General features: G+C 48.7%; 14 protein-coding genes. 1 reads left to right on the forward strand and 13 read right to left on the reverse strand.

Annotated elements, in window-relative coordinates; all coding sequences use genetic code 11:
- Positions 1-179 precede the first annotated feature (179 nt).
- The 13 genes from EQU24_RS16055 to lpxD form a co-directional block, all read right to left on the reverse strand.
- Positions 180-386, reverse strand: a complete 207-nt coding sequence (locus tag EQU24_RS16055; RefSeq protein WP_026130375.1) for a cold-shock protein — start codon at positions 384-386, stop codon at positions 180-182.
- Positions 387-885: 499 nt separating this feature from the next.
- Complete coding sequence (locus EQU24_RS16065) at positions 886-2,271, reverse strand: type VI secretion system contractile sheath domain-containing protein (RefSeq protein ID WP_026130374.1); 1,386 nt, start codon at positions 2,269-2,271, stop codon at positions 886-888.
- 326 nt (positions 2,272-2,597) lie between these two features.
- Entirely contained in the window at positions 2,598-3,557 is a 960-nt protein-coding gene (locus tag EQU24_RS16070; protein ID WP_017842608.1) for an alpha-L-glutamate ligase-like protein, read from the reverse strand.
- 4 nt (positions 3,558-3,561) lie between these two features.
- Positions 3,562-5,082 (reverse strand): inactive transglutaminase family protein, encoded by a 1,521-nt coding sequence (locus EQU24_RS16075; RefSeq protein WP_017842607.1) that lies wholly within the window; start codon positions 5,080-5,082, stop codon positions 3,562-3,564.
- A gap of 64 nt (positions 5,083-5,146) precedes the next feature.
- On the reverse strand, positions 5,147-5,707 hold the full coding sequence (locus EQU24_RS16080; RefSeq protein WP_083877811.1) for an ATP-dependent zinc protease family protein: 561 nt from the start codon (positions 5,705-5,707) through the stop codon (positions 5,147-5,149).
- Positions 5,708-6,098: 391 nt separating this feature from the next.
- Entirely contained in the window at positions 6,099-6,938 is an 840-nt protein-coding gene (rluB, locus tag EQU24_RS16085; protein WP_017842605.1) for a 23S rRNA pseudouridine(2605) synthase RluB, read from the reverse strand.
- A 19-nt stretch (positions 6,939-6,957) separates the two neighbouring features.
- Complete coding sequence (gene scpB, locus EQU24_RS16090) at positions 6,958-7,626, reverse strand: SMC-Scp complex subunit ScpB (RefSeq protein WP_017842604.1); 669 nt, start codon at positions 7,624-7,626, stop codon at positions 6,958-6,960.
- A gap of 466 nt (positions 7,627-8,092) precedes the next feature.
- The gene (locus tag EQU24_RS16095) at positions 8,093-8,908 is read right to left on the reverse strand and encodes a segregation and condensation protein A (protein ID WP_017842603.1); all 816 of its coding nucleotides are present in this window, start codon (positions 8,906-8,908) and stop codon (positions 8,093-8,095) included.
- Between the two features lie 39 nt (positions 8,909-8,947).
- Positions 8,948-9,604 carry a site-2 protease family protein gene (locus tag EQU24_RS16100; RefSeq protein WP_017842602.1) on the reverse strand — a complete coding sequence of 219 codons (657 nt, stop codon included), beginning with the start codon at positions 9,602-9,604 and terminating at the stop codon, positions 8,948-8,950.
- Between the two features lie 14 nt (positions 9,605-9,618).
- The gene (locus tag EQU24_RS16105; RefSeq protein ID WP_051056291.1) at positions 9,619-10,239 is read right to left on the reverse strand and encodes an L-threonylcarbamoyladenylate synthase; all 621 of its coding nucleotides are present in this window, start codon (positions 10,237-10,239) and stop codon (positions 9,619-9,621) included.
- A gap of 39 nt (positions 10,240-10,278) precedes the next feature.
- On the reverse strand, positions 10,279-10,962 hold the full coding sequence (gene tsaB / locus EQU24_RS16110; RefSeq protein WP_017842600.1) for a tRNA (adenosine(37)-N6)-threonylcarbamoyltransferase complex dimerization subunit type 1 TsaB: 684 nt from the start codon (positions 10,960-10,962) through the stop codon (positions 10,279-10,281).
- Complete coding sequence (yoaA, locus tag EQU24_RS16115) at positions 10,959-12,878, reverse strand: DNA repair helicase YoaA (protein WP_017842599.1); 1,920 nt, start codon at positions 12,876-12,878, stop codon at positions 10,959-10,961. The genes tsaB and yoaA overlap by 4 nt, the downstream gene beginning before the upstream one ends.
- 9 nt (positions 12,879-12,887) lie before the next feature.
- On the reverse strand, positions 12,888-13,922 hold the full coding sequence (lpxD, locus tag EQU24_RS16120; RefSeq protein ID WP_017842598.1) for a UDP-3-O-(3-hydroxymyristoyl)glucosamine N-acyltransferase: 1,035 nt from the start codon (positions 13,920-13,922) through the stop codon (positions 12,888-12,890).
- 492 nt (positions 13,923-14,414) lie between these two features.
- Between lpxD and fusA the strand changes: the two genes are divergently transcribed.
- Positions 14,415-16,499 carry an elongation factor G gene (fusA, locus tag EQU24_RS16125; RefSeq protein ID WP_017842597.1) on the forward strand — a complete coding sequence of 695 codons (2,085 nt, stop codon included), beginning with the start codon at positions 14,415-14,417 and terminating at the stop codon, positions 16,497-16,499.
- Positions 16,500-16,602: the final 103 nt, after the last annotated feature.

A 16,602-nucleotide genomic window follows, 5' to 3' on the forward strand; every position in this document is an offset into this window, starting at 1 on the left:
TCTTGGCAGAAACAAAACGTTGGGCACCTTCTGCGGGACGGGTTAAATAACCCGCCCCGCAAAGGAGTCATCTTTTCTCGTTTTCGAACTTCGCACAACTAACTCGCAAAATACGCAGCCTTTTTTCAGGCATAAAAAAACCCGCGCTCAGTTCATGAGCGCGGGTTTTTTAAATCGGTTTAGATAACCGTGACTTCTTCGGCTTGCGGGCCTTTTGGACCGCGAGTAATTTTAAACTGAACGTGTTGGCCTTCATCCAGTGATTTGTAGCTGCTGGTGCCGCTCAGGATATTCCGGAAATGGACGAAAACGTCCGGACCTTGTTGTTGTTCGATAAAACCGAAACCTTTATCTGAATTAAACCATTTAACGGTGCCGGTAGTCATTGCTGCAGTATTCATAGTAAGTCCTATAAAATTTTAAATTAAAAGCCTTAAGAAAGGCGGGTAAAGCTGATAACGATGGAATTACTATATGAAAAACAGGACGAATAACTACTGAAGAGACATCGAAATGGTAAACAAAGGTAAATCTAGTTTTCTAGCTGGAACTCATTGTAGGCCGATTATTAGCATTGTCAATTTAATTCTGGAAAATCCGTCAATTTATTCTGTTTCCCAAGGTTCTTCGCTCGTTGTTATACCTTTCGCACTTGAAATTTCGGCAGTGCCCGAGGAGGCGCCGGGGTGTCCGGTCGATTTTCGCTCCTGCAAAATCGACATTCACGCCATCCATGGCGCTCATAAAGGCTTTGCCAGCATGGAGCTGGCACAGAGACTACATGGACGTATTCACGGCGTCCTTTAGCGGACACCCAGGTGCCGAATTTTGATCTACGACGGGTATATAACGATGAGCGCAAAGCGGGGGCTTGACCGATTTAACTCAACGATCCGCCAACGTCGTAATTATCGGAAACTGAACGCCTTGACGCTGACGAAACCCAATCAAGGTCGTGATGCCTTTCGATAACAAAGCATTGACTTGAGCCTCGATCAATAATGTTTCGGTGCCGGGCTGCAAAACGGGCTCATCATCCAAGGTATAACTAAATACCGGCACATCGCTCATCAATACTGCATCGTCCGCACTGTCTTCTTGAGTCATTCTTATCAGCGCCCGAGCGCATAACAGGGCCGGATTTCCCCAAAGTAGCTCACTCTGGGCGGGGACCTCCGAACATTCCTCAAAAGCCAATGTTTCAATCGGGTCACGCTTGAATCCGTAGGGTAATCTCAATAAGTAGCGAGGATATGCCAGCACCACGCTATCGGCATTAATCTCGCTAAGGTATCGAGTCCAATCGCCGTCTTTTTTAGACTCCCCTAAGATCGCGCTATCGATCAATGACTGACCCGCAGCACCAAGAAAACAGCCGCCGCAAGCTTTTGCCGTAGCACTCAAAAACTTAAGCAATTCAGCATCTTCAGCACTGCCGGCAAAGCTAAAATCGCCGACCAACAATACATCCCGCCCTTCGTCGTCCAATTGAACATGCGCCAATAAACGCTGTTTAAACTCGCTGCCCCCTTCATTGACAGCGGCCATTAATTCGGCTTGGCTGATATCGACTAAAAAGAAGCACTGCTCGTCCGCGTACTCTTCATTGACTAGCGCTTCGGTGGCTCGCCAAAGGGACTCGAGGCTTTTAAAATCCTGTCGTTGCAGTAGGGTTCGCAAAAATTGGCTGACCGTCTTTTCGATCACATCAATCAAAGCCTGATACTGCGAACTAACATCCTTGGTTATATAAGGCGACACGACCCGTTCGATCAACCTTTCCACCGTGTCGGCTTTATCGGTCTTGGGCTCCGGCGCTTTGCCCAACAAACGTTGCAAGGTATCCGCTTCGGTCTCGACATCGACTTGCTGCGTTTGGGGCGAAATGTTTTGATTAGGGTCGGTTTGATTGAACGATTGAATTTTCGCCGCAGCCTGCGCCGCCGTTTTCGGGTTACTCAACGCTTTTTTTAATTCGAGCAAGTCAGCCAAAATCCGGATTTTGTTAAACCAGGCATCCGGATGAAAGTCTTCGATCGATTCAAAATGCAATGTCACACCCGAGTCAAGATCGAGCGTCGGCCTGATTTGAGTCATTACCTGCTCAAAAGTATCGCTGTCGATTCTTTTAATGTTGCGTTGACTCCACTCTGCATCACGCCGTCCGGAAAAATCACCCAACACATAAATTCGATAACCGTTAGCGTGTGCTTTTTTAGATGCTAAGCCCCGGGTATTAAATCCCATCGTAAAATCGACTCTACTTGACATGCTTTTTCTCCCAACCCGACCGATAAAACCGGACAGTAGCAGACACGGTTTCATCAGACAAGCAATGAAATCGAATCATCACATTACGGTGCAAAGCTTTAGCCTCGCGGTGATCGACAGTCTCGCAGAGTAAGCCTCGCGTGCCTTTTTTAGTTTAGGCTGAGTAACTACGGATGACTTGCGAAATGGTGCGCGGGGCGGGTTATTCAACCCGCCCCGAACGTTTTGATTTGCTTCGGCCACGATCGAAACGCTTAGGACGGGCTTGCACCCCCCGTCCTGCCAAGGAGTGCCGAATTTTGATCCGCGCGGGACACATGCCGGACTTATTGTGTCCGGTAAAGTTTTTTGGCGAGTTCTACGCGTTCCGCAGCCGTTTCAGGAATTTTTTTGAGCTTCTCGACGGCTTCCAATCGGGGTAATAGCCCTTTTTTGTTGGCTAATTGAATGCTTAAACCGGGGCGAGCATTGATTTCCAACATCAGCGGACCAAGTTTCGAATCCAATACGATATCGACGCCGATATAACCGAGCGAAACCAACTCCTTGCAACCCGCCGACAACAGCAGGATGTCCTCCCAATTCGGCAAGCTTAATCCTGTAATCGTATTTCCTGAATCAGGATGCGCATCAATCATATCGTTTTGCCATACGCCAGTCGTGGTGACGCCTTGTTCGATATCGATACCCACACCAATCGCGCCTTGATGCAGATTGGCCTTACCGTCGGAAAGCCGAGTCGGCAAACGCAACATTGACATCACCGGAACTCCCATAAAAATAATCGTCCTGATATCGGGAACGCCTTGATAACTCACTCGATCGAAAACCGGGTCAAAATCCACCCGATATTCGATCAAAGCGACATCCGGCTGGCCGCCCAAACTGTACATACCGCTCAGTATATTGGAGATGTGATGGCCGATTTCCTCTTCGGTCAACAAGGTGCCGTTCAGTTTGCGATAACAATTCTTGCTGCGGCCATTGACAACGATAATCCCTTCGCCTCCGCTGCCATGTGCAGGCTTGATTGCAAACTCGTCGTATGGCTTGAGCTTTTCGGGTAAATCGGCGATTTGATATTCCGCATCGACCACAGCATAGAGTTCGGGAACGGCAATACCTGAAGCTTGCGCGAGCTTTTTGGTTCGCAGCTTGTCGTCGACCAGCGGATAGTATTTTCGCGGATTGTAACGCAGTATATAGTCGCCATTACGCTGATTCATCCCCAACAAGCCAGCTTCTCGCAAACGCTTCGAGGGGCGCAAATAGTTTTTCCAAGACATGCGACTACCCTTTTATGACGGAACGAAACCGCCATAGTTCAGTTAAGCGATAGCCGGTATAGCGACCTAACAGTAAGGTGAACGCCAAAAATGTCAATAATAATTCGGGAAATACAAAAATAAGATGCTCGAGCACGGGATGCGACATTAGCAAATATCCTATTGACGCAATGAATAAGCTGCCGATGCATTGCTGTAGCGCCTCTGAAGGCCCGTGCTCTTCCCAAACCAAGGACATTCGTTCAATCGTCATCGAAATAATAACCATTGGGAACAAGGCCACGGACAAGCCGCGATCGATACCCATTTTATGGCTCATCAAGCTTAGCAACGTCATCAATATCACAACGATGATCAGCACACTCGCGAGTCTTGGTACCAGCAGCAAACGTAAATATTCCAGATAAAAACGCAGCATTAAACCGAATGCGATGAGCAAACCAAATAAAAAAAGCCCCCAAGACAAACCGGTCTCTCGAAACGCCATCCCGATCAAAATCGGCATGAACGTACCGAATGTTTTAAAGCCAACGACATTTCTCAGAACAACGATCAGCAAGGCACCAATCGGCATCATCAATAAAATCCGGTAAACATTTTGTGTTTGAATCGGCAAATGGAATAGCGAGAATTCCATAATCGGCGAATCGATTTTACCGATTCGCTTCTGGGTTACCGCCGCCAAACCGAGCGATTGCTTATAGACCGAAAAGTCGATTTTCTCCGATTTCCCTCCCGTCACTGTCAGTAAAGGCGAGCTTCCGTAATACCAAATGATTGAATTCTCAGGAAAACCCGATATCCCCGAATGAGGGTCAAAAGTTAACCATTGCTCACCGTTGTGCACCTGAAGCCAAGGCACTAACTTACTATGCCTAGCCCCATCCTTGAGCATCAGAATGTTGACTTGACGAGTCGGAATCCTAGCGCCATGCAAAATATCGATAACTCGCTTCATCCACGCTTCAGAGCTGGTCGCGTCTTTTTTAATGATTTTTACATTGTCGTCGGGATTTGGCGCATTCAACCTTCTCAATAACTCTTGCGTGAAGGATTTAATATCCGCCGATTTGCTTCTGACATCGTCCAGCAATGCCGAAACGGCCGTCTGCATGATCTCCGGATACTCGGGTTCTTCAGGATAAGGAACTTTTTTATCGATAAAGGTTTCTTTATCCCCCGGAACAATCTGCATCCGATAATACAGCGTCTGTTCACCAGCAGGGCGCCGAACCGCCCATTGAGCGATTCGATTTTGATTGACGCTTTCAAGAGTTAGGCCATATCGACCGGAAACAAAGTTTTCATCCAAAAACATATATCCGGGAATTTGTTTCGGCAACATCAAATCGACTTTGGAAGGGCCGGAAGAAGGTTTATAGCTAACCTTGGCTTCCACAGCCCAAATAATCTCATCCTCGACCGGTAGCAAGGGTAGATTAAGTTCAGTAACTTTGTAATATGAAACAGCGACGCTCAATCCGACCAGGATAAACGCCAAAACATTGACATGAAGGTTTTTCAAAACGATTGCCGTATTAAATAATTGTTGTTATGGGGGTTTAAGATCCGAAAGGAATAATGCCGAATTATTCTTCCAAAACCGGCTCCGGAAAACCAGGGTAGCAAATGATATTTTTTAATTTTTTCGAATGTTTATGGGTCACGCCTGGATCGACAATGACCTTGTTTTCCAGAAATCGACGACCTAACAGAACCGGATAAATATAGTTGTCTCGGTCGGCCAACGTGAACTCCGTCTCGTAATAATTGGAATTCATGCAAAATCCCAACTCTACAACATAGCGCCTTGCCGAATCCAGTTTGTGTCTTTTGATCAACGTTTCGCGAGCAACCGGCAACTCCACCGTCCTAGCTTGAGATTTTTTTTCGAGGCCTTTCGGTAAGGTAAAACGTACCCAACTTTGCCCGTCCCGCTCAAACTCCTCAACATTTTTTGCATGGATCGAAGAAGTTTTAGCGCCGGTATCCAATTTTGCCCGAAAACGTATTTGTGCCGGAGATAGAATAATGTCTTCCACCCATCCTGCGATAATTTTTTGATCTTCTAAATAAGCGCTGGCTCGACTGAAAGGACTTAACATGACCAACACAATGAAAAGGCTTATGCTAACATCTCGTTTCATCATAATTTTTATTCATAATCATAAAGTTAAATCACCATAAAGAAGCGGAACGCGCTATTAGGTCGTTTTTAGCTTATCAAAAAATGCCTACTCTTTCCTAAAAACATAAATCATTAGGATAAGCCAAGCGACTAAAGAATAGCTTGATATATATACTTCGCGTGCCTAAAAACATCCCAAAGGTAAGTATTCGAATCCCCTACACAACTTCCCAATCTCCGGTTTTAGAAACCCTTCACGCAAGCTCTTGCTCACCAGTTTCGAGAAGCTGGAGCTTCTCGTACCGCATACCCAAGCAAAGAGCTTGGGTATGCGCGAAATTCAACCACAAATTGAAGCAAACGCCACCATTCCCTGCTTACCTCTCACTGCTCACTGCTTACCAATTAAAAACTCACTCCTTGGTTTTTTTATAGAATCCGTGCTTCTTGACACCCTGTTTACCGGGTGCCAATGGTTTTTCCTTAGGCAAGCCAACCGATTCGAGCAACACATCCAATGCTTTCGATTCCAGTTCGTGGAAAGCATGAGATTTTAATCCTTCCGGCATCGTCAGCAAGCCATAGCGCACGCGCATCAAGCGACTGACGGTTACCCCTTGAGATTCCCATAACCGCCGAACCAAACGATTGCGCCCTTCGCTAACGACGACGTGATACCATTTATTGGCACCTTCACCGCCGTGAAATTGAATATCGTCGAATTTTGCCGGCCCATCGTCAAGTTCAACGCCTTGTTTTAATCGTTCGAGTACCTCATCGGAAACCTCGCCTAAAATCCGCACAGCATATTCTCGGTCGACTTGCATCGATGGATGCATCAATCGATTAGCCAATTCGCCGTTATTGGTCAACAACAGCAAACCTGAAGTATTGATATCGAGACGCCCGACCGAAATCCAGCGGCCTACTTGTAACTTAGGCAATTGCGTGAAAACGACCGGCCGGCCTTCCGGGTCTTGCCTTGTCACGACCTCTCCGACCGGTTTGTGATAAATCAATACCCGGGTAGTTTGGTGCGCAAATTTTTCCCAATGGACGACTCGGCCATTAAGCTGTAGATGGTCGCCGTTTTGGATTCTATCACCGAGTTTTGCCTGCACGCCGTTAAGCCTGACACGCCCTTCTTCTATCCAGCGCTCGACTTCGCGCCTCGAACCCATACCGCCGCGCGCCAGTATTTTTTGTATACGTTCGCCGGTTTCATCCTGAGGCTTGGTCAATGTTTTTTTCATTGCGACGGGGCCCCCTGCTTCATTGAACGACCTCTTTCGTATCGTGGACGGAGGACTCGACTTCTGCTTTGAGTTCGGCTTCCTGTCCTTGTTCGGTGACTTCTGATCGGTTGGTTTCTTGCTGCTCACTCTGTTCCTGCATTAGTTGCTGATTACTGGCTACCGATAAATCCAATTCTTTGATTTCCTGCAATGTCGGAAGCTCATGCAAGGAAGATAAATCGAAATAGTCCAAAAATTGTTTGGTCGTACCGTATAGCGCGGGACGTCCCGGCACTTCTTTATGCGCAACGACCCTAATCCATTCGCGTTCGAGAAGCGTACGAATGATATTCGAGCTAACCGCAACGCCGCGAATATCTTCGATATCGCCTCTCGTAACCGGTTGACGGTAAGCAATGATCGCCAGCGTCTCCAACAAGGCTCTGGAATATTTAGGCGGTTTTTCTTCGAATAAGCGGCCGACCCAAAATGACAATTCCGGTCTGACTTGAAAACGGTAACCGCTGGCTACTTTTTTCAATGCAATTGGCCGTTGTGCGTATTCTCCTGCAATCTCGTCAACGGCTTGCTGTATCGTGTCGAGTTCTGGCTGTTCGAGTTCGGGAAAGGTTTGTTGGAGTTGTTTGACCGTCATCGGTTTATCCGATGCGAATAACAGGGCTTCGACGATTCGTTTGATATCCACGAGAGTTGCTAGAAAGTTGCTTTTTTTAAGACAATACGTATTGTTAAATTTTTTCTCGCGCAGATGCGAAAGGGCGTAGAGGTGGTTTTACGAATTCGGTAATTCACCCCCTTCTGCGGGACGAATTATTTACCCCGTCCCCAACGTTTCGGTTTGTCCCCAAATATCTTGGATTGCTTTAGCAGGGTCGAAACATTTAAGACGGGGTTGCAACCCATACGCATCAAGCTAAAAACGGCCACCCCATATCTCGCTCTTTCCTAAGCTCCAGCTTGGGAAAGACACTCCGGAAGCTCCAGCTTCATGAGACCGACACAAGCTCCGCACATTCTTAATCAACCCCGACCTTCTCGTTCAATCTTCTTTGTTTGTCGGGAAGCTAGAGCTTCCTGATCAGGTTACCCAAGCTGGAACTTGGGTAACAGCAAAATTCCTCTGCGCCTTTGCGCGAGAATCTTATTAAAACTTAAGCACTTGCAGCAACCGCTCTGACCACGATTTCGGTCAAAGGTTCGTGTTGAATGATTTCGATCAATCCTTCCTTACTGAGCTCGAGAATCGCCAAAAAAGTCACAACGACACCATGGCGTCCTTCTTGAGTTAGAAACAATCGATTGAAAACGATCCCCTCCCCGCCTTTGAGTCTCTCCAAAACGCTCGACATACGCTCCCGAACCGATAAAGGCTCCTTAACAATCTGATGATGACTTAATTGGTCCGCACGCTTTAATACGTCTTGCAAAGCCAATAACAGTTCTCGCAACTGAATATCCGGCAAGGGGCGTTCGATTTCAATCATCGATACGTCGGCCTTGACAATGAACAAATCACGCTCCAGTCTCGGCATGCCATCGATGTCCTCGGCCGCCTTTTTAATGACCTCATATTCCTGCAATCTGCGAATCAATAAGGCCCTCGGGTCTTCGTCATCCTCTTCTTCGGCGACCTGCCTAGGCAGCAACATGCGCGATTTGATCTCGGCCAGCAATGCCGCCATGACCAGATATTCTGCGGCCAACTCGAGCCTAAGCTCGGTCATCATATCAATGTAACCGATGTACTGCCGAGTAATCTGAGCGATCGGAATATTCAGGATATCGAGATTCTGTCTACGAATCAGATAGAGCAACAAATCCAGCGGCCCTTCAAAGGTATCGAGAAAGACGCGCAAGGCATCGGGCGGTATGTAAAGATCCTCGGGGAACGCCATGAACGGCGCGCCCTGAACAATAGCCAAGACTTCCTCAACCGGGGGCAAAACATCCGCTTGCGCTACTTGCATCGTCAATGGATTACCTTAACCGAAAACTACTCAAAAGCCTTATCCCAAGCCGGCTAATGAAAAAAACATATTTTGCGCCAAAAACATCGGATAACCCAGTAAGACATTCAACGTGCCGGTGAATAGCATCAGCAACAATATCAAAAAACCGTAACGCTCTAATTTGTTGTACTGCCAAGCCCATCGATTCGGCAAAATGCCCGACACGACGCGACTCCCGTCCAGAGGCGGTATCGGTATCAGATTAATCAACGCCAGCACCAGATTAATCGATATACCCGCAATGCCCCAATATATCATCGGCAGCGTCATGAATTCGACATTGATCATGACACCCACTCGAGCGATCAACGCCCACCCCACAGCCATCAGTAAATTCGATACCGGGCCCGCCAATGCGACGATGGCCATATCCTGCCGCGGGTTCTTAAAATTTCGCGCATCGACCGGCACCGGCCTGGCCCAGCCGAAAATGAAACCGGTTCCGGTCAATAACAAAATACCGGGTAGTAGAATCGTGCCGACCGGGTCGATATGTTTCAACGGGTTCAAGGTCAATCGACCGAGCATTTTAGCGGTATTGTCGCCGTATTTTTTGGCAACCCAGCCATGAGCGGCTTCGTGCACGGTAATCGCAAAAACTACCGGAATAACCCAGACGATAATACGCTGAATTAAAGACAATTCGTTCATCATAAGGAATTTCTCGGTTAGTCCAACATCGGTGCTTGGCCTTTTCCCTGCCTGATAATTTCGAGATTTTTTCCCGAACATTCAATAATTGTAGTCGGCTCGTCCAGCACGATACCTGCATCGATCACCAGATCGAGTTCATGCTCGAGCCTATCCCGAATTTCATAAGGATCGGTCAAGGCCGACGATTCACCCGGCAAGACCAACGTCGAGCTAAACAACGGCTCGCCGATAGTCTCCACTAACAACGAAGCGATCGCGTGATCAGGCACCCGAATGCCTATGGTTTTTTTCTTCGGATGTTGCAAGCGTCGCGGCACTTCACGCGTGGCATTCAGGATAAAAGTGAACGGCCCTGGCGTCAATGCCTTGATCAGTCGATAGGCGTCGTTATCGATTTTGGCGAAATTCGACACCTGCGTTAGATCCTGACAGATCAAGGTAAAATTGTGTTTATCGTCCAATTGCCTGATTCTACGAATTTTGTCCAGCGCCTGCTTATCGTCCATTTGACAAGCGATCGCATAGGATGAGTCGTTCGGATAGGCGATCACACCACCATTCTGTAAGATCTCGACTGCTCGATTGATCAATCGTTGCTGCGGATTCTCGGGATGGATTTGAAAAAATTGCGCCATAGTATGCGTGTCTGAAATAAATTCGGCCATTATACCCGATTATCGCTCCGATTCTTTTTTTGCGACTTTATCGCGTAAATATACCGGCATCGCCTGTTCAACCGGCACGGCTTGACCCAAGTTGAAGCTTCGCGCGCCGAGCAGCGCTATCGCCGAGGCTTTCGGCAAAGGCGTATCGTCGACGCCGGCAAGCCAACCATTCATGCGCTCGCCCAATGCATCACGGTAGGTTTTCCAGCCGCTACCGATGCCGTAGCCTTTCAATTCGGGGAAAACGACGTTTTCAGCGGGTCCTACCGACTCGGAGCCGAGCACTTCGGCAAAACCCTGATCGTTTTTACGGTAAACGCCCCAAAACACCTCCCCCATGCGCGCATCCATTCCCGCGAAAACCACCTCTTCGGTTGCGCGTCCAAAATAGTCCTGAGCCAAGGCAGCCAACGTCGAAACCGGCACGATCGGCAAGTCCAAACCTAGTGCGACACCTTGAATCACGCCGGTCGCGATTCTAACACCGGTAAAAGAACCGGGACCCCGTCCGAATGCGAGCCCTTCTAAATCGTGAGGCGCAAGCCCCGCCTCGGCCATCAGCGAATCGATCATCGGCAAGATCAGTTGCGTATGCGTTCGCGGCGCCAATTCGAAGCGCTCCAAGATTTCGCCATCGATATATAAAGCGGCCGAACAGGCTTCGGTCGCGGTATCCACTGCCAATAACTTCATGCATTTTGCTCGTTTTGAAAAAAGGCTCGGACATCCTCGATATCGCGAGTTCGACGCATCGGCGGCACACTATCGAGAAACATTTGCCCGTATGCGCGCTTCAACAAACGCGGATCGCAGACCAGCAAGACGCCGCGATCGCTGACATCTCGAATCAAGCGGCCGACGCCTTGTCTCAACGCAATCACCGCGGCCGGAATCTGGTATTCGAAAAAGGGATTCAAACCTTGCCGCTCCATCGCGCCGAGTCGCGCCTTCAACACCGGATCGCTCGGAGATGCGAACGGCAATTTATCGATGATCACGCACGACAAAGCCTCGCCGCGCACATCGACGCCCTCCCAAAAACTGGCCGTGCCCAGTAAAATCGCATTACCGGCCCGTTTGAATTCATCCAACAAGATCGCTTTCGGACGGCTGCCTTGCACAAGCAACGGATATTTGATTTTTGACCTAAGCAACGACTCCGCTTCCTTCAAGGCACGATGACTCGTAAACAGAAAAAACGCACGTCCCCGACTGGCTTCGAGCACCGGCAACGCAAATTCGACGATCGTGCGCGTAAAATCCGGATCGGAAGGTTTAGGCAGCCCCTTGGGATGATAAAATAGCGACTGCTCGGCATAATCGAACGGACTTTCCCAACTGAGCCCCTCGGCATTCGCAAGCCCCAAACTTTTCGCGAAATGCTCGAATTTATTCGCAACACTCAAAGTCGCCGAGGTAAATATCCAGGTTGCTTTATGCTGCTGCATAAAGGCACGAAATTCGGAGGCAATGTCGATAGGCGTCCGGCTGAGCGTAAAGGTCTTCTTATGGGTTTCGTACCAGCGTATCCATTTGCCGTCGTTCTCTTCGAGAATGGCCCGTAGTTGATGCCCTAGTTCTTCGGCGCGTTTGAAACAAGATTCCAATCCCTTGGTCTTGACCGACGCCAACTCCAATTGCACGGTCAGACGTTGAAGTTGTTCCTGCAATTCGGACAGGCCCGAGGAAATTTTCGGATGAGTCTCGATTTCGCGCCACTCGCCTCTTTTTAGTTCGATGCCGAATGCCAAGCGTAAATCTTTGATCTGATGCTCCAGATCATCGCAGGCGGTGCGTAATTCGGGTAAATCGGTCGCATCCTTGAAATATTCAACCAAGGCATCCTTAGCCAAATCGCTCAATTGCCGGGCGCCGACCGTGATACCCAAAAAGTTCGAGGCGGTATCGGCCAATTGATGCGCCTCATCGATGATCACAATTTCGGCATCGGGCAGCAACTCACCGAAGCCGATTTCGCGAATCGACCAATCCGCGCACAACAAATGGTGATTGATAACCAGTATATCGGCTTCCTGGGCTTTTTTTCGCGCCTTGACCAGAAAACATTTTTCGTAATCGGGACAGTCCTGGCCGAGACAATTATCGGCGGTCGAAGTTGCCTGAAACCACACCGGGTCGCTTTCCGGCACATCCGGCATTTCGGCGACATCGCCCGATTTCGTTCGGTTGGACCACGATTTGATTTTAGTCAGCGACGCCGCATCTTCTTTACTGAAACCCAAGGACGAGTTGAGTGCGTTGCCGAGCCGATAAATACACAGATAATTGCTACGGCCTTTCAGCAAAGCGGCCGCGAACGGCACGCTCATCGCTTTGCGAATGACAGGAATGTCGTTGTTGAACAATTGATCCTGGAGATTTTTGGTACCGGTCGATACGATCGCTTTGCGTCCCGACAGAATCGCGGGCACTAGATAAGCGAAAGTTTTGCCGGTGCCGGTGCCGGCTTCGGCGATCAAATGGCGCTCTTGCTCGATCGCATCACTAACCGCACAAGCCATTTCAACCTGCGCCGCACGCGGCAAATAACCGGGAATAACTTTCGATAACGGCCCGCCGCTGGTAAAAAACGCTTCCAATTCGCTCACAAGATAGCTTTATTGTTCAAGTTTGCCGAGTCTGATTTCGATATCCTTGATTTTTTTCAGCAATTCCGGCAATTTAGTCAATGCAGCCAGCTCTTTCCAAGCGACTTTTCTATCTTTCGCGGGACTGCCGAATACCTGCGTAGCCGGTGCAATATCGTTCGATACGCCGGAGCGCGCCATCACGACAGCGTGATGACCGATTTTGACATGATCGGCGATACCTGCGCTGCCTGCCAGAATCGCATTATCTTCGATAGTGCACGAACCCGAAATACCGGTCTGTCCGCAGATAATTACATTATTGCCGATCGTGTTGTTATGACCGATTTGCACCAGATTATCGATCTTCGACCCCGAACCGATCACGGTAGAACCTAATGTGCCACGGTCGATACAGGTGTTCGCACCGATTTCGACATCGTCCTCGATAATGATATTGCCGACATGCGGCACTTTAATATGCTGCTCATTGCGCTGCTTATAACCGAAACCGTCCGCACCGATCACGGCACCAGCATGTATTACGACATTGTTACCGATACGACTGCGATCATAAATTACGGCATTCGGGTGAATACGACAATTAGTGCCCAGCATGACATCCTTGCCGATATAGGCGCCGTTAAGGATCTCGCAACCCTCGCCGATCAAACAACCTTCGCCGATACTGACAAACGGCGCAATATAAACGTTATGAGCTATCATTGCCGAATCGGCTATACAGGCATGTTTCGAAATTTGTTTCGGAAACTCTGTCGACGGGTAAAGTAGATGAATCGCTTTGATAAAACTAATCTCGGGATCTTTGCAAACCAGCAGAGCCATATGCTCCGGCGGATCATCGTGAAGTGCTTCGCGTTTAATAAAACAAGCGGCCGCCCGGGAATTCGAAAAATATTGTGCATATTTGGGATCGTTCAAGATGGTGATTTGTCCAGCGGCAGCCGATTTGATATCGGCCGCCGAAGTAATGGAACACTGCTTGTCTCCGCCGACAATTTCCGCATCACAATGCTTGGCCAACTCTTCTAGGATTAATGTCATAAATAAATGATTAATTGAATAACAAATTTAAGGCTTATCGCGTTTGATGATCGGATTATAACCGAATAGTGCATAGTGAACAGTAGGAAGTGAGCGGCAAGTGATACGTAATACCTAGCCCGTATGCAGCGTCAACGGAATACACAACATTCGCGGCCTCGCCCATCCCGCATTGCACTGCCTTCCACCTTCCACCTTTAACCTTTAACCTTTCACCTTTCACCTTTCACCTTTCACCTTTCATCTTTTTCCCTTAACTAAATATTTTCATTCTGTGTTTGACATTATTTTAGGTTAGAATAGCCAGTTTTTTGAAACTGGATGAGAATAAAGACTACGCCGGAACTTTCGGAATCTCATCAGTGCCCGGCTTCGGTTTGCTTTGATATCCGAGCTCCAGCCGATCTTTGCCGGGAAAAGCCTACTTTCAGGACAATATCTTGGGAGTCCGTCGAAAAAAATTTTTAATGCCTTAACCTTTAGAGTAACAACATGACAGACCTATCGCATTACAGAAACATCGGCATCTTCGCTCACGTCGATGCTGGCAAAACCACGACTACCGAGCGTATTTTAAAACTCACCGGAAAAATCCATAAACTAGGCGAAGTTCACGAAGGCGAATCGACCATGGACTTTATGGATCAAGAAGCCGAGCGCGGCATCACGATCCAATCCGCTGCAACTACTTGTTTCTGGAAAGACCATCGATTCAATATCATCGACACCCCGGGCCACGTCGACTTCACGATCGAAGTTTACCGCTCATTGAAAGTTCTCGACGGCGGTGTGGGCGTTTTTTGCGGTTCCGGCGGCGTGGAACCTCAATCGGAAACTAATTGGCGTTATGCGAACGACTCTAAGGTTGCCCGTGTCATTTATGTCAACAAACTGGACCGTATCGGCGCCGACTTCTATCGCGTCGTCAAACAGGTTGAAAAAGTTTTAGGTGCAAATCCCATCGTCATGACACTGCCGATCGGAACCGAAGACCAGTTTGTCGGCGTTGTCGACCTGCTGACCGAAAAAGCTTGGGTATGGGATAATTCCGGCGATCCGATGAATTACGAAATTCAAGATATTCCTGCCGACATGCTCGAAGACGTCAAACAATGGCGCGCTGAATTGATCGAGAAAGCAGTCGAGCAAGAAGACGAGGTCATGGAAAAATATCTGGAAGGCGAAGAGCCCGATATCGATACATTGAAACGTTGCATCCGCAAAGGCACGATCAATCTAGACCTGTTCCCGACCTATTGCGGTTCGTCATTCAAAAATAAAGGCGTGCAATTGGTTTTGGACGCAGTCGTCGACTATTTGCCAAGCCCAACCGAAGTCAACCCGCAACCTGAAGTCGATTTGGAAGGCAACGAAACCGGTAATTTCGCGATCGTCGATCCCAACCGTCCGCTACGTGCATTGGCGTTCAAAATCATGGACGACCGTTACGGCGCATTGACGTTCATTCGTCTTTACTCAGGCAAATTGGAAAAAGGCACGACCGTACTCAACACCTTCACCGGTAAAACCGAGCGTATCGGCCGTATCGTAGAAATGCATGCCGATTCGCGCGAAGAGGTCGACTCTGCGCAAGCCGGCGACATCGTTGCGGTCTTGGGCATGAAGAACGTCCAAACCGGACATACTTTGTGCGATCCAAAAGACCCTGCCACATTAGAGCCGATGGTATTCCCCGACCCGGTTATTTCGATGGCGGTCGCACCGAAAGACAAAGCCGCATCCGAAAAATTGGGCGTTGCACTCGGCAAAATGATTCAGGAAGACCCGTCGTTCCGCGTCGAAACCGATATCGACAGCGGCGAGACGATTCTAAAAGGCATGGGTGAGTTGCATCTCGATATCAAGGTCGATATTCTGCGCAGAACCCACGGTGTCGACGTCATTGTCGGCAAACCGCAAGTCGCCTACCGCGAAACGATCACACAACGTATCGAAGATAGCTACACACACAAAAAGCAATCAGGCGGTTCCGGTCAATACGCGAAGATCGATTACGTCATCGAACCCGGCGAACCCGGCACCGGCTACGTGTTCGAATCGAAAGTCGTCGGCGGTAACGTGCCGAAAGAATATTGGCCGGCCGTTCAAAAAGGCTTCGAATTGAGCATGGTCAAAGGCGTCTTGGCAGGTTACCCTTGCTTGGATTTCAAAGTTACACTGATGGACGGCGCGTTCCATGCGGTCGACTCGTCGTCGATTGCATTCGAAATCGCCGCGAAAGCCGCTTATCGTCAATCGATTCCTAAAGCCGGCCCGCAATTGATCGAACCGATCATGAAAATCGACGTGTTCACACCGGAAGACCATGTCGGCGACGTAATCGGCGATTTGAACCGCCGTCGCGGCATGATCAAGTCGCAAGAGGCGGGAGTAACGGGCGTTCGCATCAAGGCCGAAGCACCGTTAAGCGAAATGTTCGGTTATATCGGCGACCTGCGCACGATGACCTCGGGACGCGGACAATTCTCGATGGAATTCTCGCACTACCTACCGTGCCCGAAAAACGTAGCGGACGAAGTCATTAAGGAAACTTTAGAGCGCAACGCGAAAAAATAAGCCACCTTGATCTTAAAAAATTGCCGGACGAATCATTCGTCCGGCAATTTATTTTTACCCTCTTTTGCCTATCACATTCATTTCCAGCAGCTTCAGCCGATAA

The sequence above is a fragment of the Methylotuvimicrobium buryatense genome (genome assembly GCF_005931095.1).
GTDB lineage: Bacteria > Pseudomonadota > Gammaproteobacteria > Methylococcales > Methylomonadaceae > Methylotuvimicrobium > Methylotuvimicrobium buryatense.